Below are 26,628 nucleotides of genomic sequence, written 5' to 3'. Positions count from 1 at the left end.
ATGGGTGCACCCGCACGGATTCCGCTGATCCCGCTCTACTCCGGACGACAGATCCGCGAGGCGGAGGCTCCGCTGCTGGAGGCAGGACACCGCGAGACGTTGATGCGCCGAGCCGCCTACGGGCTCGCCCAGGTGGTGCTGGAGCGTCTGCGCTCCGTCCGCGGCTCCGTGTACGGGGCCAAGGTCACCGGGCTCATCGGCTCCGGCAACAACGGCGGTGACGGCCTCTACGCCCTGGCGATGCTGCGGCGCCGCGGGGTGGAGACGCATGCGGTGCTGATGCGCGACCGTGCCCATGAGGCCGGACTGGCGACGTTCCTGGCCGCCGGCGGGAAGCTCGTGGACGTCGTCGACACTGGGACCGATGCGCTGATCGACGCGATCATCGGCACCGGCTCCCGGGTGGGCTTCGAGATGCCGCACATCCCCGGGCTCGGGGAGGTCCTCGCCGACGAGTCCACCCAGGTGATCGCCTGCGACATCCCCTCCGGAGTGGACGTGGAGACCGGCGCGGTGGCCGGTGACGTAATCGATGCGGACATGACCGTCACCTTCGGCGGGATCAAGTCAGGGCTTGCGCTGGGGGAGGGCTCCCATGCCGCCGGACAGATCCGCGCCGTCGACATCGGCCTGGGCGAGCACCTGCCCACCCCTGCCCGCTGGCTGGTGGGCGACGAACGGCTGCGCGCCACCACCCCCGACGCCCCGGACGCCCCCGAGCCGCTCTCCCGGCCCCGGGTCTCCCCGCGGGACCACAAGTACTCCCGCGGCGTGCTGCATGTGATCGCCGGCTCCGTGCAGTACCCCGGAGCCGCGCAGCTGACCGCCACGGCGGCGGTGACCTCGGGGGTCGGCATGGTCACCCTGCAGGCGCCCGAAGAGGTCCGGGAACGGCTGAGCATCATGATGCCGGAGGTGGTCACCACCTCCGGGAAGTCCGCTGCAGTGCTGGAGCGTGCCTCCGCGACGGCGATCGGCCCGGGCATTTCCCGCGACGTCTTCCAGATCGCGGCGATGGGCCGCGCGGTGGAATGGGCGGGCAAGGAGCACCCCTGCGTGATCGACGCCTCGGCCCTGGCGAACCTGGACGAGGAGTACTTCGCCGACGAGGACCTGGGTCCCAACGTGCTGCTGACACCGCACGCCGGGGAGCTCCGCCGGGTCATGGTCAACACCGGCCACGAGGAGCTCGTCGAGGTGCTGGACCGGGACCCGGCCAGTGCGGTGGAGCAGCTGGCCTCCCGGCTCAACGTGACCGTGCTGCTGAAGGGGCCCTCCACGGTGATCGCCGCACCCGGTGGACCGACCGTGGTGCATCGGGTCCACGCCCCGGGCCTGGCCACCGCCGGCTCCGGCGACGTGCTCACCGGCATCATCGGGGCCCTCGCCGCAGTGGATCCCACGGCCCCGATGTGGCGCACGGCGGCGCTGGGCGTGCGGCTGCACGCCGAGGCGGCCAAACGACTCGACCCCTACGCCTGTGGGGCCTTCGGCGCCGGGGAGCTGCTCTCGGCCGTCGGACCGACCCGCTGACGCGGGCCATTATCTGCGAGGATGAACCTGCCATGACTTCCACCGTCCCGCCCGTGCGGCCGATCGCCCGCCTGATCTTCTGCGTCCTCGGCTCGCTGACCGCCGTCGCGCTCATCGTCATCGTGGCCGTGCCGGTGGACCTGATGACCGGGTTCATCGCCGGAGACGAGACGCTGCTGGCGATGGCCGCCTATCTGCGGCTGCTGACCCCGATCAGCCTGGTCGCGGGGCTCCTCGGGGCCGGACTGGGGATGCTCTCCCGGTGGATGTCGGCGACCACTCCGATGGGCACCGCCGTCACCGCCGGCGTCGCTGCGGCCGGAGTGGGTGCGGTGGTGACCTTCGCCCTGCTCTGGGCGCCCCTGAGCCCGGTGCTGCAGGTGGCCTGGATCCTGCTGCTGGGTGCCGCCGTCGGCTGGGGAAGCTGGCTGTCCGACAAGATGCGCTGAGCGCCCCGGTCAGGTCACCGGCTCCGCGTAGAGTGGATGTCATGATGTCCACCCCCGGCACGCATGGTCGCGTGCCCGCACCGCTGCGGGGTCTTCCCGACGGCTTCGAACGCGCGGCGATCATCGATCCCGCCGCCATCCGTCACAATGTGGAGACCATCGCCTCCTATGTCAGCCCCGCCAAACTCATGGTGGCAGTCAAGGCCGACGGCTACGGCCACGGCGCGGTGACCGCGGCGCGGGCCGCCGTCGAGGCAGGTGCCGACTGGATCGGCGTCGCCCATGTCACCGAGGCGCTGGCGCTGCGTGAGGCCGGGATCGAGGTCCCGGTGCTGGCCTGGCTGCACACCTCGCAGACCGATTTCGCCGAGGCGATCACCCAGAACATCGACATCGGCATCTCCGGCTGGGAGCTCGAGGAGGTCGCCGCCGCGGCGTCGGCGCTGCAGACCCCGGCCCATGTGCACCTGAAGATCGACACCGGGCTCGGCCGCAACGGGTGCACCGTGGCCGAGTGGCCGGAGCTGGTGGCCCGCGCCGCCGAGCATCAGGATCGCGGGCTGTTGTCCGTGGTGGGGATCTTCACCCACCTGGCGGTGGCCGATGAGCCCGACCGGCGGGAGACTGACGAGCAGCTGGAGGTCTACCAGGCGGCGCTGAAGGTCGCCGAGGAGGCGGGCCTGAGCGTCTCGCTGCGCCATGTGGCCAACACCCCGGCCGCGTTCTCCCGCCCCGACGCGCACTTCGACATGGTGCGAGTGGGCGTCGGCGTCTACGGGCAGAGTCCCTTCGCGGACCGCACCGCCGAGGACCTGGGACTGCGCCCGGCCATGGAGCTGCGCACCAGGGTCGCCAACGTCAAACGTGTGCCCTCCGGGCAGGGCATCAGCTACGGGCTGACCCACCGGGTGGACCGCCCCACCGCCTTGGCGCTGATCCCGCTGGGCTACGGCGACGGAGTGCCGAGGATCGCGGTGCACGCCCCGGTGCAGATCTCCGGGCGGACCTATCAATCGGTGGGGCGGGTCGCCATGGACCAGTTCGTGGTGGACCTGGGTGACCCGGACACCGAGGTGCAGGTGGGCGACGAGGTGGTCCTCTTCGGCGGGGACTCCGGGATCTCCGCCGCCGACTGGGGGCGGGCGGCACAGACCATCAACTACGAGATCATCACCCGCATCGGCGGGCGTGTGCCCCGACTGGTGGCCGACTCTTCCGGGCCCGCCTCCGCGGCGGAACCGGGTCAGGCCAAGGCCGGCAGGACGGCTGACGCCGTCGTCGGGCTGCCCGGTGCCGGGAGCCTGGAGGAGGACAGTCCATGAGCGGCGCCGCGCCCGGGGGTGCGGATGGGGTTCCCGCGCCGGTTCCGGGAGAGGCCTGGACACGTCGGCTCGAGCTGCAGGACCTGGACGACACCGCCGCGCTGGGACGAGTCCTCGCGAAGAGCCTGCGAGCCGGGGATCTGCTGATCCTCACCGGAGGGCTCGGCGCGGGCAAGACGACCTTCACCCAGTCGTTGGCCGCCGGACTCGGAGTGGAGGGGCAGATCAGCTCGCCGACGTTCGTGCTGAGCCGGATCCACCGCGGGGCAGGGCCTGCCGACGTCGATCTCGTCCACGTGGACGCCTACCGCACCGACGCCGCCGGCTTCGAGGACCTCGACATCGCCGCCACCCTGCGAGAGTCGGTCACCGTGGTCGAGTGGGGGCGGAACCTGGCCGAGCCCGCGCTGGTGAGTGAGTCCGGCTCCTGGCTGGATCTGGAGCTGGTGACCCCGGAGTCCGAGGGCTCAGGGGAAGGCGACGCGGAGATCATCACCGACTTCTCAGAGACCGAGGAGGACGTGCGAGGCGCCGCCCGCCACGCGGTGGTGCGCGGGTACGGCCCGCGGTGGTCGACCCCGCCGGACCTCCGCCGCTGAGCCCGGCTCCAGCTGCGTCCTTCGCGCTCTTCGGGTTCAGCAGTTCAGCGGATCAGCGTCGCGGTACCGGTGACCGTGATGCCGCCGGCCTCCGGCACGTGCCCGAGCAGCACGCTCGGCCGGCCCACATGGCGGCCCTGGTGGATCACCACCTGCTCCGGTGGGCTCACCGCTCCGAGTGAACGCAGCCAGGCGCCCACGGAGGCCGCTGCCGAACCGGTGGCCGGATCCTCGGTGATCTCTCCGACCGGGAAGATGTTCCGTGCCTCGAAGGTCAACGGGCCGGGCGGCTCGGACCCCGGGGTGGGGGCCATCCTGTGGACCACCGTCACGGTCCCGGTCCAACCCTGGGCGTCCATGAGGCGCCGCACGGCCTGGGGGTCGACGTCGAAGCTGTCGAAGACCTCGGCGTCACGGACCGCCAGCACCGGGTGCGGGTTGCCCGCGAAGGACTCCCGCGGAGGCAGCCGCGGGTCGAGATCCTCGCGGTGGATGCCCAGCAGACTCAGGAGGTCGGTGAGGGTCTGGTGCTCCAGCTCCCGCACCCACGGCTCCACGCTCGTGAACGAGGCATGGGTGACCCCGTCTGCCGTCCTGGTGCGGAGACTGATCTCCCCTGCCGGAGTGTCGAAGGAGAAACGATCCTGACCGGTGCGTTCTGCCAGCAGCACCGCCGTGGCCACCGTGGCATGCCCGCAGAAGGGGACTTCGGCCAGCGGCGAGAAGAAGCGCAGCCGTGCGGCGCCGTCGCTGTCCGGACCGGAGAGGACGAAAGCGGTCTCGGAGAAGCCGACCTCGGCTGCCAGGTGCAGCATCTCGGCATCGGTGAGACCAGCCCCCTCCAACACGACGCCGGCGGGGTTGCCCCCGTCGGGGTGATCGCTGAACGCCGTCATGCGGAAGATCTCGGTCATGGCCACATCAACATGGTCGGGCATCGGGCCATTCCCTCCGAGGGAGCGCGGCTCCGCCCGGCGACGGCGGCCGACGATCGGCGAACCCACTACCATGGAGGGGTGCTTCTCGCGATCGACTCCTCCGCCGGTGCCTCCGCCGCCGTCGTGCACGACGGCGAGGTGCTGGCCAGCTGGCGCACCGACGCCACCACCACCCATGCCGAGGTCCTGGCCTCCGCAGTCGGCGAGGTGATGGACCGGGCCGGTGTCACCGGAGCCCGGCTGGACGCCGTGGTGGTCGGGGTGGGGCCGGCGCCCTTCACCGGGCTGCGGGTGGGCCTGGTGCTCGCCCACAGCCTGGCCGAGGTCTGGCACAGGCCTCTGCACGGCATCTGCAGCCTCGACTCGCCGGCCCGGCGTGCGATCTCCCACGGGCTGGGAGCCGATGCCGAGTTCCTCGTCGCCGTCGACGCGCGCCGTCGTGAGGTCTACTGGGGCCGGTACCGGGCCGCGGCGCCTGATGCCGACGCAGGCGGAGCCAGCTGGGCGGCCGCCGAGCTGATCGACGGTCCGCATGTGGGCCCCGCCGCGGAGCTGCCCGCACTCGGTGCCGTCGGGGTCGGCGTCACGCTCTATCCCGAGCAGCTCGGCCTGCCCCCGGGAGCTCCTGATGAGGCCGGGCAGTGGACGGCCGACGCCGCCGAGCTCGCGCTGCTCGCCGAATCCAGGCCCCAGGCCCGCCGCGAGCCCCTGCCGCTCTACCTGCGGGAATCCGATGCCAAGGTGCCGGTCCGCCGCAAGAGGGCCACCGCATGACGGAGACGAGGGCATGAGCGCCGGGCCCGCGGTCTCGCTGCGGAGCATGGTCGCCGAGGACATCCCCGAGGTCCTCGCCCTGGAGCAGCGGCTCTTCCCGCATGACGCCTGGCCGGAGCAGTTCTTCCACGAGGAGCTCGCCCACACGCAGGGGGAGCGGGCGACCCGCCGCTACTGGGTCTGCACCGAACCGGTGGAGGACGATCCGCTCACCGACGAGCGGATCATCGGCTTCGTGGGGATGATGTGCGTGCTGCCGCTGGCGGATGTGCAGACCATCGCGGTGGCGCCCGAGGCCCAGGGCCGAGGGCTGGGCACTACGATGCTGCACCTGGTGGTGGACACCGCCCGCGATCTCGGAGCGGAGCAGGTGCTGCTGGAGGTCCGGTCCGACAACGACGGCGCCCAGGGCCTCTACCGCCGCGAGGGCTTCACCCACATCCATACCCGCCGCCGGTACTACCCGGACGGCGCCGACGCGCTGATCATGCAGAAGCCGCTGACAGACTTGGACGCCCCGACCTCGGCCTCCCGGCTGCGCTGAGTGTTCACGGTGAGATGGTGTGTTTCCGCCCGAACACACGCTTCTCGGCGCTCTTTCGGGCGGAAACACACCATCTCACCCTGGAGGAGAGGGACATGATGACTGAGCAGATCCCCGCTGCCGACCCGGCCGCACCGCTGGTGCTGGGCATCGAGACCTCCTGCGACGAGACCGGCGTGGGCATCGTCCGCGGCACCCGACTGCTGGCCAACACGGTGTCCAGCTCTATCGAGGAGCATGCACGCTTCGGCGGGGTGATCCCCGAGATCGCCGCCCGCGCCCACCTCGAGGCCTTCGTGCCCACGCTGCGCCAGGCCCTGGAGACCGCCGAGGTCACCCTCGACGACGTCGACGCGATCGCTGTGACCTCCGGCCCCGGCCTGGCGGGCGCCCTGATGGTGGGCCTCTCCGCCGCCAAAGGGCTCGCCCTGGCCGCGGGCAAGCCGCTCTACGGGATCAACCACCTGGTCGCCCACGTCGGAGTGGGGCTGCTGGAGGGCGGTCCGGGCGAGGGCGCGCTGCTGGAGGGGTCCCTGACATCGGACCAGCACACCGGGGTGACTCAGCTTCCCGCGGGGACCGGGGCCCTGCTGGTCTCCGGCGGGCACACCGAGATCCTGCGGGTGCGTTCCCTGACCCACGAGGTCGAGCTGCTCGGATCCACCATTGACGACGCCGCCGGGGAGGCCTATGACAAGGTGGCCCGGCTGCTGGGACTGGGATACCCGGGAGGCCCGACGATCGACCGTCTCGCCGCGAAGGGCGATCCGGAGGCCTTCCGCTTCCCGCGTGGGCTGACCCTGCCGAAGTTCATCGGCACCGCCGAGCAGCCCGGCAGGCACCGGCACGACTGGTCGTTCTCCGGGCTGAAGACCGCCGTGGCCCGTGCCGTGGAGCAGTTCGAGGCCGCCGGGCGGCCGGTGCCCACCACGGACATCGCCGCCAGCTTCCAGGAGGCCGTGGTGGACGTGCTCACGTCCAAAGCCGTCCGAGCGGCCCGCGAGCACGGCATCACCACGCTGCTGCTGGGCGGAGGAGTGGCCGCCAACCGCCGACTGCGCGAGCTGCTGGCCGCACGCTGCGCAGCTGCCGGCATCGAGCTGCGCATCCCGCCGGTGGCCCTGTGCACCGACAACGGCGCGATGGTGGCCGCACTCGGAGCTCAGCTGGTGGCGGCCGGCGTGGCGCCGTCGTCGTTGGACATCCCGGCCGACTCCTCCCAGCCGGTGGAACGCATCAGCGTCTGAGCCCCCGTCGGGACGCCCGCAGGCAGGCCCTCCGCCGCGTGTCAGCCGGCGACGGCGGCGTCGGCGGTCTCCAGGGCGCGGTCCAGGATGTCCAACCCGGCGCGGGCCTCCGCCTCGGTGATCGTGCAGGGCGGCACCACGTGGATGCGGTTGAAGTTCGCGAACGGCAGCAGCCCGAGCGCCTTGCACTCGGCCAGCACCGCCGCCATGTCAGGGCTGCTGCCCCCGTAGGGGGCCAGCGGCTCACGGGTGACGGGGTCCTTGACCAGCTCCACGGCCCAGAACACTCCCGCGCCTCTGACCTCTCCGATCGACGGGTGCCGCTGCTGCATCTCACGCAGCCGCGGCCCGATGACCTCCTCGCCGATCCGCCGGGCGTTCTCCACGATGCCTTCGGCCTCCATGGCCTCGATCGTGGCCACTGCCGCGGCGGCGGCCAGCGGGTGGCCCGAATAGGTCAGGCCCCCCGGGTAGGGACGGTGGTCGAAGGTCTCGCCGATGCGCCGGCTGATCGCCACGCCGCCCAGCGGCACGTACCCGGAGGTCACCCCCTTCGCGAAGGTCAGCAGGTCCGGGACCACGTCGAAGTGCTCGATGGCGAACCACCGGCCGGTGCGCCCGAAGCCGGCCATGACCTCATCGGCGATGAACATGATCCCGTGGCGGTCGCACAGCTCCCGGACCCCCTGCATGTAGCTCACCGGGGGAATCATGATCCCTGCGGTGCCGGGGATGGACTCCAGCACGATGGCGGCGATCGTCTCCGGGCCCTCCAGACGGACGGTCTGCTCCAGATGCTCCAGGGCGCGCGCCGACTCCTCCTCCTCCGAGGTGGAGTGGAATGCCGAGCGGTAGAGGAACGGCCCGAAGAAGTGCACGGCCCCGGAGGAGCCGTAGTCGTTGGGCCAGCGGCGCGGGTCGCCGGTGAGGTTGATCGCGGTGTCAGTGCCGCCGTGATACGAGCGATACCGGCTGAGCACCTTGTACCGGCCGGTGTGCAGCCGCGCCATGCGCACCGCATGCTCCACCGCGTCGGCCCCTCCGTTGGTGAAGAAGATCTGGTCCAGATCCCCGGGAGTCCGCTCGGCGATCAGCTGGGCGGCGCGCGAGCGGGCGGCGTTGGCATGCTGCGGGGCCACGGTGCACAGGTCCGCGGCCTGCCGCTGGATGGCCTCGACGACGGCGGGGTGCTGGTGGCCGATGTTCGTGTAGACCAGCTGGGAGGAGAAGTCCAGCAGACGACGGCCGGTGCCGTCCCAGATGTAGCTACCCTCTGCGCCGACGATGGTCATCGGATCCAGCTCCGCTTGGGCTGACCAGGAGTGGAAGACATGGCGGCGGTCCAGCTCGTAGGTCGTCCGGGCGTCCTCGAGGACGTCTGCCCCGATGTCCCGCTGCGGGGCGTCGGCCGGATGGGTGTCCACGGCGGGGGTGCGAGGTGTCATGTCAGGAGGTCCTTCCTCGTCGGCGAAGCGGTGATCAGGCGTTCTGCGGGAAACCGAGCTGTAGGCCGCCGTGGCTCGGGTCCTGCCAGCGGCTGGTCACGGCCTTCGCACGGGTGAAGAAATGGACTCCGTGCATCCCATGGGCGTGGGAGTCCCCGAACAGCGAGGCCTTCCACCCTCCGAAGCTGTAGTACGCCATGGGCACGGGGATGGGGACGTTGATCCCGACCATACCGACCTCCACCTCGTTCTGGAACCGGCGCGCCGCGCCGCCGTCGTGGGTGAAGATCGCGGTGCCGTTGCCGTACCGGTTGCGGTTGACAAGTGCCAGCGCCTCGTCATAGGACTCGGCACGCACCACGGAGAGCACCGGGCCGAAGATCTCGTCCGTGTAGATGGACATGTCCTCGGCGACGCGGTCGAAGAGCGTAGGCCCCAGCCAGTGTCCCCCGGGGAGGCCTTCGGCCTGTCTGCCCCGACCGTCGACGACGAGCTCGGCTCCGGCCGCCACGCCGGCGTCGATGTAGCCGGAGACCTTGTTCCGGTGCTCGCGGGTGACCAGCGGGCCCATGTCCGGTTCGGCGCTGCCCCGACCGAGGGTGAGGCCGCGTGTGCGGTCGGCGATCCTGGCGACCAGCTCGTCGGCGATCGGGCCCACGGCCACACAGGCGGAGATCGCCATGCAGCGCTCGCCGGCGGAGCCGAATCCTGCGGAGACCATGGCGTCCGCGGCCAGGTCGAGATCGGCGTCGGGGAGCACGATGGCGTGGTTCTTCGCCCCACCGAGGGCCTGGACCCGTTTGCCCGCCGCGGTGCCGGTGCGATACACGTACTCGGCGATCGGGGTGGACCCCACGAAGCTGATCGCTCGGATGGCCGGATGGGTCAGCAGCTCGTCGACGGCGGCCTTGTCACCGTGCAGGACGTTGAACACGCCGTCGGGCAGGCCGGCCTCTTTCCACAGGCGGGCCATCCACAGGGACGCTGAGGGGTCCTTCTCGGAAGGCTTGAGCACCACGGTGTTGCCGGCGGCGACGGCCAGGGGGAAGAACCACATCGGCACCATGGCCGGGAAGTTGAAAGGACTGATGACGCCGACCGGGCCCAAGGGCTGGTGGATCGAATAGGCGTCCACCTGGGTGGAGGCGTTCTCGGTGTGGCCGCCCTTGAGCAGGTGGGCGATGCCGCAGGCGAACTCCACCACCTCCTGGCCGCGCCCGACCTCGCCCAGCGCGTCGGAGACCGTCTTGCCATGTTCGGCGCTGATGATCTCGGCGAGCTCTCCCTTCCGGGAGTTCAGCAGCTCACGGAAGGCGAAGAGCACTGAGGTGCGGCGGGCCAGCGAGGTGTCACGCCAGCCGGGGAAGGCGGAGTGGGCGGCCTCGATCACCGCGCGGGCGTCCTCGGCCCCGGCCAGGGCTACTTCGGCGGTGACCTGCCCGGTGGCCGGGTCGGTCACGGGAGCCCGGCGCTCCGAGGCGCCGCTGAAGGGCTCGCCGTTGAGCCAATGGGTGATCGTCTTCGCCATCGTGGTGCTCCTTGCTGCTGTCGGGACAGCGGGTCCGGGGGCTGATCTGCTGGGTCCAGCCTGGCAGGGCACAAGGAGGGCGCCGATGCGCATGCTGTATGCACTTGAGCGGGTGCTGTTTACACTGTGTCAATGGCTGTCACCCTGGCGGAGATCATGGAGCTGGACGTGGTGCGTGCCGGTGCCCCGGAGGTGCTGAGCACCCACGGCCTCGAACGGCCCGTCCGCTGGGTCCACAGCAGCGGCAACGAGGACCTCTCGCACCTGCTGCCCGGCGGAGAACTGGTGCTCACCACCGGGCCGGCGCTCTCCAGCGCGCCCGAGCGCTATCTGCGTGGCCTGGCCGATGCCGGCGCCGTCGGCGTCATGGTGGAGCTGCTCGAGGACCCGCAGACGCCGGCGGGGGAGGTCCTGCCCCCAGGATTCGTCACCCTGGCCCGCAGGCTCGGGCTCACCCTGGTGGTGCTGCGCCGGCAGGTCCGCTTCGTCGAGATCACCGAGCAGGTCCACCGCCGGCTGGTGGCCGAGCAGTACGACGAGGTGAAGTTCGCCCGCCGGATCTACGAGACCTTCACCGAGCTGGCCATGCACCGCACCTCACCCCAGGGGATCGTCAGCACCACCGCCGAGCTGCTCGACGCCCCGGTGGTGCTGGAGGACCTCTTGCACCGTGTGGTGGCGCTGGCGGAGGCCGGGCGGGAGCTCAGCGGGCTGCTGGGCCGGTGGTCCGAGGAGTCCCGGCGCGTGGACCAGGAGCGGGAGTCCACCTGGAGCACGGTGGACGTCGGTGATCCGCAGAACCCCTGGGGGAAGCTGATCGCCGTGGAGCCGCAGATGCGCCGTGCGCGGGTGGAGATGGTGCTGGAGCGGGCCGCCCAGTCGATGCACCTGCAACGCATGCAGGATCACCGTGGAACGGATCTCCACCAGCAGGCTCATCGGGATCTCTTCCAGGAGGTCCTGGAGGGCCGAGCGGGGCCGCTGCAGGCGGAGGCCCGCGCGACGGCGATGGGCCTGGACCGGGGCCCGGGCTATCTGGCGGCGGTGGCCCGTCTGCCCGAGCCCGGCCCCGCAGGACGGGGTCAGGCTGCGGAGTCCGGGCGGACGCGGGCGCGGCGCCTCCATGACACGCTCTCCTCCACGATCCGCTCCCAGGGACACACCGGGCTGCTCTCCACGGCCGACGACGGCTCGGTGCACATGGTGCTGGCGCTGCGGCCCCGTCCGGGGCGAAGCATGCAGCAGGAGATGCAGGTGCTGGGGCGCGAGATGCGCCGTCACGTGGAGCAGACCTCCGCGGCCCCCGGGCTCGTGGTCGGGCTGGGGGAGCCCGCCGAGGACCTGGTCGAGGCGATCCTCGCCACGCCGCATGCCGGGCAGGCGGCCCTGGCCGGGCTCGCGCTGCCGGCGTCGGCGGAGGTGTGCCGTTCCTTCACCGACCTGCGATTCCGGGGTCTGGCCACGCTGCTGCGGGATGATCCGCGGGTCCAGCGGTTCGCCGAGGCCGAGCTGGGGCCCCTGGTGCTGGATGACATCCGACGGGGTGGCAGATCCATGGAGGTCCTGCGCGCCCACCTGCGGCTGGCCGGGAACAAGTCCGCGGTGGCTCAGGCCCTGCATATGAGCCGCCCGGCCCTGTACACGCACCTCGAGCGGATCCAGGAGATCCTCGGGGTGTCCTTGGAGGACGGTGAGTCCCGCAGCTCCCTGCACGCCGCGCTGATGATCCATGACGCCGCAGAGGCGGCCCGGGACGCGAGGTGGTCTGGAGTTCCGGGAACCTGACTCGATCGACTCGAGTTCCCGGAGCTCCAGACCATCTCACCTGACAGCGGGCGGCGTCAGTGTGGCGTCGGCGTGGTGCTCAGCTCCAGGGGATGAACCCCAGGGCCAGGGCCAGCACCAGGACCACCACCGAGAAGATCCACATCGGCACGAAGGAGTAGCGGATGTGCTTGCCGATGTCGCAGCCGGCCAGCCCCAGCGCCAGCCACAGGGCGGCGGCGAACGGGCTGATGAAGGTGCCGATGATGTTGCCCACCAGGACGGCGTAGACCACGGCGAGGGTGCCGACGCCGGCCTCACCGGCGATGCCTTCCACCACCGGGAGCAGGGCGAAGTAGTGCGCGTCGGTGCTCAGCAGCAGCTCCAGGGGCAGTCCGAAGAATCCGACGATCAGGTGCAGGTAGGGGACCAGGGCGCTGGGCAGGATCGCGACCGCGTCGGTGGCCAGGGAGTCCAGCATCCCGGACTCGTCCATGATGCCCAGGAAGCAGCCGGCGGCCAGCACGATCGCGCCGGTGGCGACGGCGCTGCCTCCGTGGGCCCTGATCGCCTCCATCTGGTCCTTGACCCGCGGGTGGTTGACCATCAGCGCGGCGCTGAGGCCCAGCATGAAGGCCAGCGGGGCGGGCAGGATGTCCGAGATCAGCAGCGCCAGCATGGCCAGCACCAGCACGGCGTTGGTGAGCATCCGCCAGCGGGGCGTGGCCGGGGCGTCGTCGTGGGCGCCCCAGACGTCGTCGTTGTCTCCGGCGAAGTCCTGGGTGCTCCGGGCGGAGCCGGTGCCGTTGCCTATGCTGTCCGACGGGCCTCCGGTCGAGGTGCCGACGGCGGCGTCGGCGGTGCTGGTGGTTCCGGCCGAGCCGGCACCGACCGCGGCCAGCTCCCGCTCTTCGACGCGGGTCTCCGCGGTGGTCTCAGAGGAGTTCTCCTCCTGGACGTCGTCCTGGATGGCCGGGGCGCCGCCGCGCGCGGCGATACGACGCTGCTCACGCAGGCCGAGCAGCACGGCGGCGACCACCAGCAGCACCAGTGAGAGGATCTGCACCGGGATGAGGCCGCGCCACAGCTCCACCGGGTCGATGCCGCTGACGGCGGCGGCCCGACCCACGGGTCCGCCCCAGGGAAGCATGTTCAGCACACCCATGCTCATGGCCGCCAGCAGCAGGAGCAGGTAGGGGCTCATGCCCAGGTGGCGATAGAGCGGCAGCAGGGCAGGGATGACGATGAGGAAGGTGGAGGCGCCGGCGCCGTCGAGGTGGCAGACGGCGGCGAGCAGCACGGTGCCGACACAGATCGCGACCACGTTGCCGCGGGTGAGCTTCACCGTGAGCCGCACCAGGGGGTCGAAGAGGCCGGCCTGATTCATGATCGCGAAGAACAGGATGGCGAAGACCAACATCACCGCGACGTCGAGCACGGAGCTGAGACCTTCGCCGAAGAAGTCGCCGATCTCGGTGAAGGTGAAGCCGGCGACCAGTGCCCCGGTGACGGGGATGACGGTCAGACCGACGATGGGCGCGATGCGCCCGAGGATCAGCAGCGTCGTCATGGTGACGATCACCGCCAGACCGATGAGGCTGAGCATGGGATTCTCCTGGTGTACGAGGGTGCGGCGTGAGCGTGGTCGCGCCTGTGATCTCTGTGACAGCATGGTGCCCATGTGACCCCCGCCACAGTTTTGTGCACGCCGGCGTCATAGTGGTCGTATTGGTCACCGACGCAGGGTCGACGACGCTGTCTGCGGTCCGAGAGGAGAACCTCCGATGCTCGCGAAGCTGCCGGAAGCTGAGACCCCGCCTGTCGGGACGCGACGCCGTGCCCCTCGGCGTGAGGTCTCCCTGGGTCGGCGTCTGTTCCGGTGGAACATGGCGCTGCTCATCGGTGCGGTGACGGTGGTCAGCCTGCTCTGGGGCGTGGTCCAATACATCGAGGCCCGCCAGCAGTACGAGGAGCGGGTGCTGACGATGGCGGAGTCGGTGGCGGTGATGCCCACGGTCAGAGAGGCCCTGCAGACCGAGGAGCCCGCTGAGGTGCTGGCGCCGTGGGCGGAGCGGCTGCGCGCGGCGACCGGCTTCGAATACATCATGATCGCCGACCGCCACGGAATCCGGCAGTCTCACCCGGATCCGGAGGCCATCGGTCAGCGGCCCAGCCTGGACCCGGCGCCGGTGCTGGCCGGGGAGACCTGGACCGGGGTCGAGCACGGCCATGCCGGGCTCACCCTTCGTGCCCGTGTGCCGATCCTCGACGAGGCCGAGGACGTCATCGGCTATGTCTCGGTGGGGACCCTTGCTTCCGAGGTCCGGCTGGCCTCGATGCAGACCATCCCGCTGATCCTGTCCGTGGCGCTGGTCGCGGTCGGGGCCGGCGCCGTCGGGGCCCGCCTGCTCGCTCGTCGGCTCCGTGCCGACACCCATGGGCTGGAGCCGCGGGAGATCACCGCGCTGCTCGACGGGCGCGAGGCGCTGCTGCACGCCATCGGCGAAGGAGTCATCGGTCTGGATCGGGAGCGCCGTGTGGTGCTGGCCAACACTCCGGCCCGGCAGCTGCTTCGGCTGCCTGCTGCTCATCTGGGTCGGACCCCGGCGCAGCTCGGGCTCAGCGCCGAGGCCGAGGCGGTGCTCAGCGGGCCCGAGGCCGGAGAGGATCTGCTCCTGGGCGTGCATGGGCGGATCCTGGTGTGCAACCGGCGTCCGGTGCGGGTCCGGGAGGCCGACGGCGGCGTCGTCGTCACCCTGCGCGATCGGACGGAGCTCACCCGGCTCAGCGACCAGCTCGACGGTGCCCGCACGGTCACTCAGGGCCTGCGCGCCCAGCGTCATGAGTTCGCCAACCGGATCCACACGGTCTCCGGGATGCTGGAGCTGGGAGCGGTGGATGAGGCCAGGGACTACCTCTCCGAGCTGTCCCTGGCCACCTCCGGCGCCGACGCCGAGATCGCCGCCCGGATCGGAGACATGACGCTGGCGGCCCTGGTGCTGGCCAAATCGGTCCAGGCAGCCGAGCGGGGTGTCCGGTTCAGCCTCTCCGAGCTCTCGCATCTGCCCGAGGGCCAGCCGGAGGACCTGCGCGACGATGTGCTCCTGGTGGTGGGCAACCTGGTGGACAACGCCATGGACGCCGCAGGGCCCGAAGGCTGGGTGGAGCTGCTGGTCCGCCGGCATGGGGACGTCACGGACGAGAGCGCAGGGAAGGCGGACGAGGCACGCGAGACGGGGGAGACGGCGGATGGGGTCGTCGAGGTCCGGGTGATCGACTCCGGGCCAGGGGTGGACCCGGACATTGCCGAGGACATCTTCCGGGTCGGGCGCAGCACCAAGGGCGAGGGCGGCCGCCACGGGATGGGCCTGGCCCTGGTGCATCAGGCCTGCCTGCGCCGCGGAGGATCCGTCACCGTGGAGAACGAGGACGAGACCACGTTCTGCGCCTATCTGCCGGTGCGTCCGCAGCTCGTCGGCACGGCGGCGCCGGATCGTCCCCGGCCTCAGAGGGAGGAGCGACCGTGACGTGCTCGGTGCTGATCGTCGACGACGATGTCCGCGTGGCGCACAACCACCGGGAACTGGTGGAGTCGCTGCCCGGGTTCACCGTGGTGGGCGTGGTCCATACCGGCGCCGAGGCGCTCCAGGCGGTGCGGCACCATCGACCGGACCTCCTGCTGCTGGACCTCTTCCTGCCGGACAGGACCGGGCTCCAGGTCCTGGAGGAGCTGCGCGCCCCGGTGTGGAGGCGGGAGGTCGGTGTCGTCGATGCCGTCATCATCACCGCCCTGCGCGACATGGAGCATGTGCGCACCGCCATGGCCCTAGGCGCGCTGCATTACCTGATCAAGCCGTTCCCGCTGCGTCAGCTGCGGGATCAGCTCGAACGCTATGCGGCCGCCCGCAAGCGGATGCAGACGATGTCCACCGTCACCCAGAACGACGTCGACGCGCTGTTCGCCACGATGCGCCCACGGGCCTCACGCTCGATGCCCAAGGGACTGACCTCGGCCACCGCCGAACGGGTCGCCGAGGCGCTCCGCGCGGTGGAGGAGGACACCTCCGCCACCGAGCTCTCCGAGGCCACCGGCATCGCCAGGGTCACCGCGCGCCGCTACCTGGAGCACCTGTGCTCGGAGGGGCGGGCGGAGCTGACCCTGCGCTACGGTCAGGCCGGCCGGCCGGAGCATCGCTACCGCTGGGTGCCCTGAGCGCTCAGAGTGAGCGGCACGAGCAGTTCAGCCACCAGCTTCTGACCGACGCCTCGCCGGCCCGCGTCAGACTCCGCGCCGTGTGGATGCCCCATAGAGCCCCCCTTGGAGCCCCGTGGATGGATCAGCCGGTGATCATGCCGCGCCAGGCGACGTCGAACGCCTCGCAGCAACGAGCTGCGACCTCAGGATGATCCATCCGCGCGCCGCGCACCACGACCTGGTAGTAGAACACTCCATTGATGAGATCGATGCATGCCTCCAGATCCAGGTCACTCCGCAGATCTCCCCTACGCACTGCTTCGCTGAGCGCCCGGTGGAACGCCGCGCGTCTGCGCCGCACGTGGGCCTTCCAGTACGCCTGCTGCACATCGGGGTTCTGCATCACCAGCGCCATACGGGCGCGGAACCGTCGCTCACTGTAGGAGGGCCCCAATGCCGCCGCAGGGTCTCCGAACATGATCGACATGATCGCCTCTCTGATGTCACCGTCGATATCCAGCTCGATGGTGGCACGCCCGCGATCCAGGGCTGCCGCGATGAGCTCCGTCATGCCGGGCCACCGGCGATAGAGCGCGGACCGTGAGACACCGCTGGCCTCGACGACCGCGCTCACGGTCACCGGTCGCCCCTGATCGATCAGGTGGATGACAGCGGAGAGGGCCCGCTCGTCGTGTCCCTCCCGACGAGGACGGCCGGGAGTCCGCCTGGCGCCCACGTCCGGCTGAACTGTGGAGCTCACGAGAGGGCCCTCTGACGCAGAGTTGACAGGACACCGTCACTGAGTCCTGCGGCCCGCAACGGTTCCAGGGGATCTGTGTAGGTACGTTCCAGGTGCTGCAGGAGACCCTCCATGGGAGCCGGGGAGAACTCCGTGCGGGTCGCCGCCCTCGCGGCCTGCTGGAGGTCGTAGCCATGTCGCGCCATCAGCGGGCCCATCACCGGTGCGAGCCGGTCCATGATCGCCTGTGAATTTGCTCCGGTGCGCGTGTAGTCCTCGACGATGGTCTCGTGTGAAGCCCCGAGAGCCAGCAACAACGACGCCGCCAGCACCCCGGTACGGTCCTGGCCTGCGGCACAGTGAAACACCGTCGCGCCGGGTGAGGTCGCCATCACCGCAAGAGCGGCCACGATGCGTGGGGCAGATCCTTCGTACATGCGGATGTACATCCGTCCGAACGTCGATTGGTCCGTGATGTCCGTCGGATCTGCCTCACCCGCCGGCCCGAGCGACGTCATCAGCGGCAGGTGGTGATACGCCACGGGCATCTCGCCCAGGGGCCCGCGGCCGGTCAGGTGCACTTCGTGGTGGGACCGCAGGTCGATGATCGCGGTCAGACCCGCGTCGACAAGGTCTGTGGCGCTGGCGGCGTCTGCCATGGACAGGTCGTCAGCACGGATGGCGAATCCGGCGGCAACCGTTCCACCGGCTGTGTGGATTCCACCGAGATCACGGAGGTTCACCGGGGCGGAGAGGGTCAGTTCGAGGGAGTCGATGCTCATGTGATCTTCTTTCTGATGATGGCGCTCGCCTGGTCGATGATCGTGACGAGCACGATGATGCAGAGGACCATGGCGAGCAGGTGGCCGTAGTCGTACCGGTTGATCGCGGTGGTCAGCTCCAGTCCGATGCCGCCGGCGCCTACGAGGCCCAGGATCGTTGCTCCGCGCACGTTGCCTTCGAAGAGCAGCAGCGTGTAACTGGTCAGCAGGGGCAGCGCCTGCGGAAGGATGGCGTACTGGACGATCTGCCGCTTTGAAGCCCCGACTGACTCCATCGCCACGATGGGACCGCGGTCGACGGCTTCCATCGCCTCGGCGAAGACCTTGCCGATGGACCCGATCGAGCCGATCGTCATGGCGAGGATCCCGGCGAACGGCCCCAGCCCGACGGCTGAGACGAACATCAGGGCTATGACGAGGTCAGGAAGCGCACGGATGGTGTTCATCGTCCAACGACACAGGTAGTAGAGCCAGGTGGGGGCGATGTTGGTCGCAGCGCCGAAGGCGATGATGATGGCCAGCCCTGCGCCGAGCACGGTGCCCACTATCGCCATCTGCAATGTCTCGAGGAGCAGCAGCAGGATGGTGTCGATCTTGGAGAAGTCCGGCGGGAACATGCGTCCGACGAACTCGCCCATGTTCACCGCACCCTCGCCGAGCTTGAGGAAATCGAACTGCGCACCATCGGCGGACCACAGGAACAAACCGACGGCGAGGGCGACACCCACGACGAAACGGGTGCGGGGGATGCTGAACGCCTTCTCCATGCGTTCCCGAGCGTGCGGATCCAGCTGGCCTGATGCGTCCGCTGTTCTGCGACCGGTCGGAGGGCGGTCTTCCAGCCTCGACATCATTCCTCCCCCTGGTCATCAATGTCATACACCGGGGCCAGCTGCTCGGCATCGAGGTCGTTCGTGCGGCCTGAGACGATGATCTGTCCGTGACGCAGACCGACGATACGATCCGAGTGTCCAAGCGCCAGCGGCAGCACGTGCAGGCTGACCAGCACGGGGATGTTCTCCTCGCGGGCGATGGACTGCAGCAGCTCCAGCACCACGCGGCTCATCCTCGGGTCCAAGGAGGCCACGGGTTCATCCGCGAGGATCAGGCGGGGGTTCTGCATCAGCGCCCGTGCGATGGCGACTCGCTGCTGTTGTCCTCCAGACAGAGAACGGGCCTCGTCTGCGGCCTTGTGCGCGATGCCTACTCGGTCGAGAAGTTCCAGCGCCCGACGCCTGTCAGAGCTGCGGAAGGATCCGGCGAGGTTCACCGGTCCGGCATCGTGGAGGGCTCCGGTGAGGACGTTGGTGAGGACGCTGATCCGGCCGATGAGGTTGAACTGCTGGAAGACCTGTCCCACCTGGGAACGAAGCCTCCGCAGCTGCCCGCGGCGGAGGTCGGCGACGTTGAATTCGCAGGCCTGGACGGTGCCTGAGGTGATGGGCGCGAATCCCGTGAGGGACTTCATCAGTGTCGACTTCCCAGACCCGGAGGATCCGAGCAGCGCCACGGTCTCCCCCCGGAAGAGATCGAGGTCGACGCCGTCGAGCACGAGCCCCGAGCCAGGGGTGTACTGCACCTTCAGGTCCCGGACACGGACGAGGCTGTCCTGTTCGGTGGTCTGTTCTGCAGGCAGGGCCGCCTCGAGTGGCAGAAGTGTGGTGCTCATGGGTCCTCCGTTCACTCGAGGTCGGAGATGTCGACGTCAGCGATCGCCGCGATGTCCACGAATGGCTGGAACATCTCCAGTTCGGGCTCGACGATGGGGTCAGTTCCTTCAGGCATGGAATCCATATAGAGGCCGAGGGCTTCGCGGTTCTCATCAGAGAAGACCACCGGGATCGCCTCGAGCAACGCCTCACGTTTCTCCCGGCTCATGTCCTGGTTCCCAAGGAACGACAAGCCGATCGGCATGCCGATGCTCTCCCCGATCGAGCGGGTCTCCCCCTCCTCGAACGGGAACATCGGGTCCCCCTGACCGGCCATCTGCGGGAAGATCGTCGAGGTGCACGCAACGTCGGCCTGGCCTTCCTGCAGTGCCATGAAGCTGCGGTCGTGGCCACCGGAGAAGAGCTCCTGGAAGTCCTCGCCGGCCTCAAGACCTGCCTCGTGGAGCATATGGACGGGCATGAAGAAGCCAGAGCTCGAGGCAGGGTCAGCGAAGGCGATGACTGTCTGGGAGGTGATGTCTCCGAGGGACTCCAGGGGCGAGTCCTCGAGCACCAGACAGGTCGAGACGGGCGCATCGCTGCCCGGCCAGGCCACGAGCGAGTCGACCTCTCCGGTGTTGACCGCCAGAGCTGAGGGAAAGCCGCTCATCAGCCCGATGTCTTCATGGCCAGCACGGACCGCTTCGATCACCGCTGAATAGTTCGGCACGTCGGTGATCTCCACGGGCATACCCGTCTCAGCCTCGAGGAGTTCCTTCATAGCCTCCACAGGGGTCTCGACGGTGGGGTCATCACTGAGAGGGAGGGTCGCGAAGCGGATGACGTCGTCCTCGCCGGCGCTCCCCGCAGTGTCGACTGAGTCGCCGGATTCCGACGCCGACGCCGAGCAGCCGGACAGGACGAGGAGCGAGGCGACGCAGAGAGTGAGCGAGCCGACAGCGGGCGTGCGGGGGCCACGAATTCGCATGGATGTGCCTTTCAGATCGGGAGCGTCTTGGAACGAGACGCTCCCTACCCCACCGAACCCAGGTGACCAGGAAATACGAGACTGCCGATACGGAAACGAAAGTCTCGATGAACATCGGGCGTTGCACTGCGCTGAATGTGGTGCCTCATCACGTCCGGTGCGTAGATCGCGTGCCGTGAGCCCCTCAGACCGAGCGTCCCCCGTTGATCGACATCCGGGTCCGGGCCGCAGAGTCCAACACGATCTGCCGCAGATCGCCGTCGTGGGCCTCGGCCACCTGGCGCTGCCGCAGGTAGCCCGGGCCCTCGCGCATCATGTCCTCCACCAGGCTCAGCTCCGCTGCGCAGCCCAGCCGCTTGGCCACCGGCTCCAGACGTTCCAGCTCGCGGGTCAGGTGGTCGGTGACGAGCTCCTCGTCGCCTTCCGCGTTGAGGATGATGATCGCGTCCAGGCCGTATCGGGCGGCGCGCCACTTGTTCTCCTGGGTGTACCAAGGAGGCATGGTGGGGATCTTCTCCCCGTCCTCCATCCTTTCCACCAGGGAGTGCACCAGGCACTGGGTGAGGGCGGCGATCCCGGCGATCTCCTCCAGTGTGGCCAGGCCGTCACAGATCCGCATCTCGACGGTCCCGAAGCGCGGCACTGCGCGCACGTCCCAGCGGACCTCGCTGACGTCGTCGATCACTCCGGTGTGCGCGAGGTCCGCCACGCACTGCTCGAAGCCGGACCACTCCTCGAACTGAAAGGGCAGCCCCGCAGTGGGCAGCTGTTGGAACATCAGCGCCCGCTGGGAGGCGTACCCGGTGTCCTCCCCGGACCAGTACGGCGACGACGCCGAGAGCGCCTGGAAGTGGGGGTAGAAGTTCAGCAGGCCGTCGACCACCGGCATGGCCTGGCGACGGTCGTCCAGGCCAACGTGCACGTGCACCCCGTAGATCACCATCTGGCGTCCCCACCACTGGGTGCGGCGGATCAGCTCCGCATAGCGTTCCTTATCGGTGACCGGCTGTTCGGTGGGAGGGGCGAAGGGGTGGGAGCCCTGGGAGTAGAGGTCGACGTCGAGGGGGTCGCAGTAGCGCATCACGTGCTGGGCGGTCTGCCGTAGGGATCCCACGCCCTGGGCGACGTCGTCGCAGACCTCGGTGATGAGCTCCACGGTGTTGGTCAGCAGCTCCTGCTTCACGAAGGGGTGCTGACCGTCGGGCTCCAGCCCCATGTCAGGGTCCGCGGCCGCGTCCTCCTGGCAGGCGTTGAGCAGCCGTTCAGCCACGGAGCGCAGATCGCCGGTCTGGCGGTCCACCAGGGCGAGCTCCCATTCGAGGCCGAGGGACGAGCGCGCCGAGGGGGCGAAAGGCAGATCCATACGGGGCTCCTCGGATCTCGGGTCGACGGATGCGGAGCTTCAGGATACCCGTGAGGCCCCGGTCTGACGGCACCCTCCGAGGCTGGATACCCTGGGACCATGGCCACACCCTCCTCCGCGGTCCTCTCCGCCCGACGGCGCCGGATCCTTCCCCGGCACCGGATCGTCTCCCTGCGCGGCGTCCTGCCCCTGCTTCTCGTCCCGGCGGTGCTGCTGAGCGCCTGCGGACCGGCCGGCACCGACGACGACGACGGGGCCCACGACGACGGCGCCGGGGACACCGAGGGTGGCGCGGAGACCGGTGGGGAGCAGGACGAGCAGGACCGGCTCGCCCGCGAGCGCCAGGAAGCCCACGAGGCTCGACAGGCGGCGCTGGCCGGGCCGGGGGAGCGGCACCGCGAGGCCGCTTCTCTGGCTGCGGCCGAGCTCAGCACCGAGGAGCAGGCCGGGCAGGTGCTGGTGGGCGAATACGGGAGCACCGATGCCTCCTCGATGGCCTCCGCCATCGAGGAGCTTCATCTGGCCGGGGCCATCGTCATGGGTGACAATGTGCCCCGCAGCGGTTCCGAGGCTGATCTCGAGGCGCTCTCCGGGCAGCTGGAGAGCCTGCAGGACGCGGCGTCGGCGCGCGAGTGGCCCGCCGTCGTCGCGGTGGACCAGGAGGGCGGGCTGGTGACCCGCGTGGGGGACCCGCTCACCGAATGGCCCTCGCCCATGGCCTACGGGGCCGCGCACCTGGGAGCCCTCGCCGAGGAGCGCGACGGCGTGACCGGCCAGGAGGACACCCTGGCCGGCTATGACGAGCTCGCCGCCCTGGGGCATGAGGCCATGGGAGCCGATCTCGCGCAGCTGGGCTTCACGGTGGACTTCGCGCCGAACGCGGACGTCACCATCGGCGACCAGGACGCCGCCATCGGCTCACGCTCCTTCGGCGACGGCCCCGAGCAGGTGGCCGATCTGGCCCTGGCCGGGCTGCGCGGACTCGCGGAAGGCGGCGTCGCCGGCTCCGCCAAGCATTTCCCCGGCCACGGCGGGGTCACCGAGGATTCGCATCACACCCTGCCTGAGCAGGCGGCGGACCGGGAGGAGCTGACCGCGAGGGACTGGGCGCCCTTCCAACACGTCATCGACGCCGGTGCCCCGATGATCATGATGGGCCACCTGGACGTGCCCGCTCTGGAGCCGGGGGTGCCGTCCTCGCTGTCGGCGGCCTCGTACTCGGAGCTTCGGGAGATGGGGCACGAGGGCGTGATCGTCACCGATGCGCTGAACATGGCCGCCGTGGTGCAGCATGCCGGGCCTGCCGAGGCCCCGGTGCAGGCGCTGGAGGCCGGGGCGGACCTGCTGCTCATGCCCTCAGACGTGCGCACCGCCCATCAGGCGATCGTCGACGCCGTCGAATCCGGCCGGGTGGGCCAGGACCGGCTCACCGAGGCCGCTGAGCGAGTCATCGCCCTGATGCTCTGGCAGCGGGACCTGGCGGCAGGAGAGCTCGACGCCGGCCCCGGTGTGGTGTTGCCGGAGGCGCTGGAAGAGGCGGACCTCGGTGGTGAGGCCACCTACGCGGAGCTGCCCGAACCGGCGGCCGACGGCGCCCTCGAGAGCGCGGAGGTCGCCCGTGCGGTGGCCGAGCGCTCCATCACCCTGGTCTCCGGCCGGTGCGAAGCCGGCGTCCTGGAGGACCCCATCTCGGTCGACGGCGGCCAGGAGGCCGACCGCACCCGGCTCGCCACGGCGTTGGAAGACTCCGGGCACACCCTCGGCGACGGTGGGACGACCATCCGGCTGATCGCCCCCGGGGCATGGGGCAGCGACGGCGACGTCGTGGTGACCCTGGATCGGCCCGAGCCGCTGGCGCTGGCACCGGGGGAGACCCAGGTGGCCCTGTACGGGCGCACGCCGGAGAGCTTCGAAGCCTTGGTGGACGTGCTCGACGGGGCCCCCGCGCCGGGTGCCCTGCCCGTGCAGGTCGGAGAGCTGGAGGCGGGCCACTCGGCTTGTTGACCACCTGCGCTCCGGCGCCGCTGGGAAGGGGTCAGAGCGGCTCGACGACGGCGACCATCCGCTGATCGCCCAGGCGGGTGATCACCAGGGTCCGGTGCTGCGGCCCGTCGGTCGTCGGGGAGCCGGCCTTCATCGAGCCGGCTTTCCTCCCCTTCTTCCCGGGGAGGATCTGCCGACGCAGAGTCTCCGGCACGACGTCGACCCCGCGCTTCTTGATCTCCACCGAGGTCACCCCCTGCTCCCGGACCCAGCTGCGCAGCCGCTTCACGCTGTAGGGGAAGGTCTCCAGCACACGGTGGCAGCGCACCGCGGCCGTAGCCGGCGGGGCAGAGTCGGCGGGCAGCACGAAGTAGGCGATGTGCTCATCGAGCATCCGCCCGCCCAGCCGCTCGGCCAGGTCGGCGACCAGCCCCGCGCGGATCACCGCGCCGTCTGGCTCGCAGAGCAGGCCGGCGAGGCCCTCGGGGCCGAGCGTCCCGTCGGGGGAGCGGTGCTGCTCAAAGTCGGCTCCGGAAGTCAGCTCCTCCACGGAGCTGGGACTCATCACCGTGGCGGCTCGGCGGATCCCGGGGCGGGCCAGGGCATTGAACCACAGTGCGACCTCCACCACCTGGCCGTCCACGCTGATCCATTCCGCCTCGCAATCGGCGGGGATGAGGTCATGCGGTATGCCCGGACCGAGCTTCACGCCCAGGGGGAGGCCGGTGGCCGCCAGAGCGGTGACGAAGCTCAGCGGCGGGGAGAAGGACTCGGGGTCCCAGATGCGTCGGGCGCCGCCGTCGGCCCCGTGACCTCGGCCGGCGTCCCGCCGCGCCGGATCGAGCCACAGTCCCCAGTCCTGCGGCTCGCCCAGCTCTGCGACGAACGCTTCGGCCGTGGTGTGCCGCACCTGCGCCTCAGGGAAGGGGGTGAGGTTCATGGTCGCGGCCGCAGCGGTGTCCTCATCGGCGTCGACGGCGATGACCTGCAGGCCCAGCGAGGCCAGTGCCAGGGAGTCTCCGCCCAGCCCGCAGCCGAGATCGGCCACATGGGTCAGACCGGCGTCGCGGAACCGACGGGCGTGGGCGGCCGCCACGGGGAGCCTGGTGGCTTGCTGCAGTCCGTCCGGAGTGAACAGCATCCTGGCGGCGAAGTCACCGAACTTCTGCGCGGCGTCACGGCGCAGCCGGGACTGGGTCAGGGCGGCGGCCACGAGCTCGGGCGGATGGCCCGCTCGGCGCAGCTCCTGGTTGAGCCGGGCGGCATCGTCGGGATCGTAGGGCGGCAGCGAGTTCACCAGCTCCCATCCCTGGGGAGTGAGCAGCGGTGCGAGCGCGGAGGTCTCAGGCATCCCCGCCAGCCTAGCGCCAGGCGGGCCGGCGCCGGACTGTGTCATCCCCTCGTCACAGAGTTGCAGCGTATTAGCCAGCTCGATAGGTTCTTATTTGCTTAGGCGAGGCTAAGTTCATTCGCTCCGGGGTATGTCATCTCCGGCGGTGCTCAGGCTCCCGTCTTTCAGCTCGTCGCACTCCGAGCTCATCGCACACTCACCCACCGGACGCCCCCGCACCGGGTGCCGGCCCATGACCTTGAGGAAGGTTCCATGACCGCTGCTGAGAACACCAGCCCTGAGACGCTCCCGGCCCCGGCTGGCGGAGACGTCATCGACGCCACTGACGCCACCGACACCACTGTGCCGCGCCGCCGTCGTCGCGCGCAGGCGCCCCGTCGGAACCGCGCCGCCGTCGGCCTCTCTGCGCTCGCCGTGGCCACCCTGGCCCTGACCGCCTGCTCCGACGCCGACGCCGGTTCCACCGAGGGGGACGGTGCAGAGGACGAGGTCGATTCCGAGTCGAGCGTCATCACGATCGAGGACGACCACGGGACCCATGAGATCGACGTCGAGACCATCGACTCCGTCGGCGCCTTCGACAACCACACCTTCCGCACCCTGGAGCACTTCGGCGTGGAGCTCACGGTGGCCGCTCGCTCCCTGATGGGCACCGGCATCACCGACTACGCCGAGGACGAGGACATCCTGGACACCGGCAATCACCGTGAGCCCAACCTGGAGCTCATCGTCGCGGCGGAGCCGGACCTGGTCATCAACGGTCAGCGGTACTCCCAGTACTACGACGACATCGCAGCCCTGCTGCCCGAGGACGGCGTGATCCTCGAGTTCGACGAGGCCACCACCGACGCGTCCACCTACTTCGAGGGGCTCACCGAGCAGACCGAGAAGCTCGGACAGGTCTTCCAGTCAGAGGACGCCGCGGCCGGGCTGGTCGAGGAGCTCGACGCCGCCATCGAGCGAGTCGAGACCGCCTACGACGGCGAGTCGACGGTGATGGGACTGCTCACCTCCGGTGGAGACATCAACTACGCGGGGCCGAACGAGGGCCGCGGAGTGGCGCCGATCTTCCAGCGGTTCGACCTCGTCCCCGCCCTGGAGGTCGACGACCAGTCCAGCGACCACGAGGGCGACGACATCTCCGTGGAGGCCATCGCCCAGTCGAACCCGGACTGGATCATCGTCCTCGACCGTGACGGCATGGCCCCTGAAGACCCCGAGTACACCCCCGCCCAGGAGCTCATCGCCGACTCCCCGGCGCTGCAGGAGGTCACCGCGGTCCAGGAGGATCAGATCGTCTACATGCCGCAGAACATGTACCTCACCGAGGACATCCAGGCCTACACCGAGTTCCTCGAGGACTTCGCCGACGCCCTGGAGAGCGCCGAGTGACCCTCCCTCCGGAGGGCACCGGCCGCTGAGCCGGCCGAGCCCC

Annotated in this window: 23 protein-coding genes; 12 read left to right on the top strand and 11 right to left on the bottom strand. The window is 70.1% G+C overall.

Translation table 11 applies throughout. The features are described from left to right. The 4 genes from HNR09_RS03880 to tsaE are packed head-to-tail and all read left to right on the top strand — an operon-like array spanning window position 1 to window position 3,903. Window positions 1–1,533, top strand: coding sequence for an NAD(P)H-hydrate dehydratase (locus HNR09_RS03880; RefSeq protein WP_179540852.1), 1,533 nt, complete (start codon window positions 1–3; stop codon window positions 1,531–1,533). A 32-nt stretch (window positions 1,534–1,565) separates the two neighbouring features. Then, window positions 1,566–1,982, top strand: a complete 417-nt coding sequence (locus tag HNR09_RS03875) for a hypothetical protein (protein ID WP_179540851.1) — start codon at window positions 1,566–1,568, stop codon at window positions 1,980–1,982. A 44-nt stretch (window positions 1,983–2,026) separates the two neighbouring features. Beyond that, on the top strand, window positions 2,027–3,304 hold the full coding sequence (gene alr, locus HNR09_RS03870) for an alanine racemase (RefSeq protein ID WP_179542999.1): 1,278 nt from the start codon (window positions 2,027–2,029) through the stop codon (window positions 3,302–3,304). After that, window positions 3,301–3,903: a tRNA (adenosine(37)-N6)-threonylcarbamoyltransferase complex ATPase subunit type 1 TsaE gene (tsaE, locus tag HNR09_RS03865; RefSeq protein ID WP_179540850.1), complete on the top strand. Its 603-nt coding sequence runs from the start codon at window positions 3,301–3,303 to the stop codon at window positions 3,901–3,903. The genes alr and tsaE overlap by 4 nt, the downstream gene beginning before the upstream one ends. 44 nt (window positions 3,904–3,947) lie before the next feature. Here the strand turns inward: tsaE and HNR09_RS03860 are convergent, their stop codons facing one another. Continuing rightward, the gene (locus HNR09_RS03860) at window positions 3,948–4,817 is read right to left on the bottom strand and encodes a PhzF family phenazine biosynthesis protein (RefSeq protein WP_179540849.1); all 870 of its coding nucleotides are present in this window, start codon (window positions 4,815–4,817) and stop codon (window positions 3,948–3,950) included. A gap of 102 nt (window positions 4,818–4,919) precedes the next feature. On the opposite strand from HNR09_RS03860, the gene tsaB reads away from it, so the two are divergent. From tsaB to tsaD, 3 genes are all read left to right on the top strand, one after another. Continuing rightward, window positions 4,920–5,615, top strand: a complete 696-nt coding sequence (gene tsaB / locus HNR09_RS03855; RefSeq protein ID WP_343047439.1) for a tRNA (adenosine(37)-N6)-threonylcarbamoyltransferase complex dimerization subunit type 1 TsaB — start codon at window positions 4,920–4,922, stop codon at window positions 5,613–5,615. Between the two features lie 13 nt (window positions 5,616–5,628). Beyond that, a complete protein-coding gene (gene rimI, locus HNR09_RS03850; RefSeq protein ID WP_179540847.1) occupies window positions 5,629–6,159 on the top strand; it encodes a ribosomal protein S18-alanine N-acetyltransferase in 531 nt (176 codons plus the stop codon). A 95-nt stretch (window positions 6,160–6,254) separates the two neighbouring features. Beyond that, window positions 6,255–7,406, top strand: coding sequence for a tRNA (adenosine(37)-N6)-threonylcarbamoyltransferase complex transferase subunit TsaD (gene tsaD / locus HNR09_RS03845; RefSeq protein ID WP_246348709.1), 1,152 nt, complete (start codon window positions 6,255–6,257; stop codon window positions 7,404–7,406). A gap of 41 nt (window positions 7,407–7,447) precedes the next feature. Here tsaD and HNR09_RS03840 read toward each other — a convergent pair whose 3' ends face one another. Both HNR09_RS03840 and HNR09_RS03835 read right to left on the bottom strand, forming a co-directional pair. After that, window positions 7,448–8,851 (bottom strand): aspartate aminotransferase family protein, encoded by a 1,404-nt coding sequence (locus tag HNR09_RS03840; RefSeq protein WP_179540846.1) that lies wholly within the window; start codon window positions 8,849–8,851, stop codon window positions 7,448–7,450. Between the two features lie 34 nt (window positions 8,852–8,885). Continuing rightward, complete coding sequence (locus HNR09_RS03835) at window positions 8,886–10,379, bottom strand: CoA-acylating methylmalonate-semialdehyde dehydrogenase (RefSeq protein WP_179540845.1); 1,494 nt, start codon at window positions 10,377–10,379, stop codon at window positions 8,886–8,888. Between the two features lie 132 nt (window positions 10,380–10,511). On the opposite strand from HNR09_RS03835, the gene HNR09_RS03830 reads away from it, so the two are divergent. Then, window positions 10,512–12,164: a PucR family transcriptional regulator gene (locus tag HNR09_RS03830; RefSeq protein ID WP_179540844.1), complete on the top strand. Its 1,653-nt coding sequence runs from the start codon at window positions 10,512–10,514 to the stop codon at window positions 12,162–12,164. A gap of 79 nt (window positions 12,165–12,243) precedes the next feature. On the opposite strand, the gene HNR09_RS03825 is transcribed toward HNR09_RS03830, so the two are convergent. Next, window positions 12,244–13,749 carry a CitMHS family transporter gene (locus HNR09_RS03825; RefSeq protein WP_179540843.1) on the bottom strand — a complete coding sequence of 502 codons (1,506 nt, stop codon included), beginning with the start codon at window positions 13,747–13,749 and terminating at the stop codon, window positions 12,244–12,246. A 178-nt stretch (window positions 13,750–13,927) separates the two neighbouring features. On the opposite strand from HNR09_RS03825, the gene HNR09_RS03820 reads away from it, so the two are divergent. Further along, window positions 13,928–15,670 (top strand): ATP-binding protein, encoded by a 1,743-nt coding sequence (locus tag HNR09_RS03820; RefSeq protein WP_179540842.1) that lies wholly within the window; start codon window positions 13,928–13,930, stop codon window positions 15,668–15,670. Continuing rightward, window positions 15,667–16,356: a response regulator gene (locus tag HNR09_RS03815; protein ID WP_179540841.1), complete on the top strand. Its 690-nt coding sequence runs from the start codon at window positions 15,667–15,669 to the stop codon at window positions 16,354–16,356. Before HNR09_RS03820 ends, HNR09_RS03815 begins: the two co-directional genes overlap by 4 nt. 124 nt (window positions 16,357–16,480) lie before the next feature. Here HNR09_RS03815 and HNR09_RS03810 read toward each other — a convergent pair whose 3' ends face one another. From HNR09_RS03810 to HNR09_RS03785, 6 genes are all read right to left on the bottom strand, one after another. Next, a complete protein-coding gene (locus HNR09_RS03810; RefSeq protein ID WP_179540840.1) occupies window positions 16,481–17,098 on the bottom strand; it encodes a TetR/AcrR family transcriptional regulator C-terminal ligand-binding domain-containing protein in 618 nt (205 codons plus the stop codon). Beyond that, window positions 17,095–17,859, bottom strand: coding sequence for a tyrosine-protein phosphatase (locus HNR09_RS03805; protein ID WP_179540839.1), 765 nt, complete (start codon window positions 17,857–17,859; stop codon window positions 17,095–17,097). Before HNR09_RS03805 ends, HNR09_RS03810 begins: the two co-directional genes overlap by 4 nt. Beyond that, on the bottom strand, window positions 17,856–18,626 hold the full coding sequence (phnE, locus tag HNR09_RS03800; RefSeq protein WP_246348708.1) for a phosphonate ABC transporter, permease protein PhnE: 771 nt from the start codon (window positions 18,624–18,626) through the stop codon (window positions 17,856–17,858). The genes HNR09_RS03805 and phnE overlap by 4 nt, the downstream gene beginning before the upstream one ends. A gap of 83 nt (window positions 18,627–18,709) precedes the next feature. Beyond that, window positions 18,710–19,528: a phosphonate ABC transporter ATP-binding protein gene (locus tag HNR09_RS03795; protein WP_179540838.1), complete on the bottom strand. Its 819-nt coding sequence runs from the start codon at window positions 19,526–19,528 to the stop codon at window positions 18,710–18,712. 11 nt (window positions 19,529–19,539) lie between these two features. Further along, complete coding sequence (locus HNR09_RS03790) at window positions 19,540–20,496, bottom strand: phosphate/phosphite/phosphonate ABC transporter substrate-binding protein (protein WP_179540837.1); 957 nt, start codon at window positions 20,494–20,496, stop codon at window positions 19,540–19,542. 184 nt (window positions 20,497–20,680) lie between these two features. Beyond that, window positions 20,681–21,859, bottom strand: a complete 1,179-nt coding sequence (locus tag HNR09_RS03785; protein WP_179540836.1) for a glutamate--cysteine ligase — start codon at window positions 21,857–21,859, stop codon at window positions 20,681–20,683. 99 nt (window positions 21,860–21,958) lie between these two features. Here HNR09_RS03785 and HNR09_RS03780 point away from each other — a divergent pair, with 99 nt between their 5' ends. Beyond that, a complete protein-coding gene (locus tag HNR09_RS03780) occupies window positions 21,959–23,863 on the top strand; it encodes a glycoside hydrolase family 3 protein (protein ID WP_179540835.1) in 1,905 nt (634 codons plus the stop codon). Between the two features lie 31 nt (window positions 23,864–23,894). On the opposite strand, the gene HNR09_RS03775 is transcribed toward HNR09_RS03780, so the two are convergent. After that, entirely contained in the window at window positions 23,895–25,193 is a 1,299-nt protein-coding gene (locus HNR09_RS03775) for a THUMP-like domain-containing protein (protein WP_179540834.1), read from the bottom strand. A gap of 252 nt (window positions 25,194–25,445) precedes the next feature. Between HNR09_RS03775 and HNR09_RS03770 the strand changes: the two genes are divergently transcribed. After that, on the top strand, window positions 25,446–26,585 hold the full coding sequence (locus HNR09_RS03770; protein WP_179540833.1) for a siderophore ABC transporter substrate-binding protein: 1,140 nt from the start codon (window positions 25,446–25,448) through the stop codon (window positions 26,583–26,585). Window positions 26,586–26,628 lie beyond the last annotated feature (43 nt).

Origin of the sequence: Nesterenkonia xinjiangensis (assembly GCF_013410745.1) — a bacterium.
Lineage (GTDB): Bacteria > Actinomycetota > Actinomycetes > Actinomycetales > Micrococcaceae > Nesterenkonia > Nesterenkonia xinjiangensis.
The sequence above is the reverse complement of the archived record's forward strand: the minus strand, read 5'-3'. Positions and strand labels throughout refer to the sequence as shown.